At 65.2% G+C, this 299-nt stretch carries 1 protein-coding gene; it reads left to right on the top strand.

The window, feature by feature from the left end:
* Positions 1–264 (top strand): hypothetical protein (locus HX774_RS19585; RefSeq protein ID WP_178829044.1); only part of this gene is annotated, 264 nt, incomplete at its 5' end.
* Positions 265–299 lie beyond the last annotated feature (35 nt).

Here is a 299-nt window from a genome sequence, read left to right as displayed (position 1 = left end):
CTCGGCGCACAGTTGCAGGCGGCGCCTGTACCCGCCGCAGCAACAGCGACACCGGTGAAGCAGACTGACGGCCTGTTGCAGAACGCCCAGGATCTGTTGCGCAGAGCCGGGCAGCTCAGCGGCCTGGAGTTGCTCGACCAGTTGGAAGGTTTGGCCGGCGATGCCGCCTCCGGCAAGCGTCTGTTGGTGCGCCTGCGCCACAGTTCGAACGTTAAAGTGGCCAGCGGCGCCGATACGCCGCTGTACAGCTGGGTCGGCGATTAGTACAGCGCGGCAAACAACTTGCGGCGGTACACGGT

This window comes from Brevundimonas sp. P7753 (assembly GCF_013386595.1).
Lineage (GTDB): Bacteria > Pseudomonadota > Alphaproteobacteria > Caulobacterales > Caulobacteraceae > Brevundimonas > Brevundimonas bullata.
Note: the sequence above shows the minus strand (reverse complement) of the source record. Positions and strands in the feature narration are given on the sequence as shown.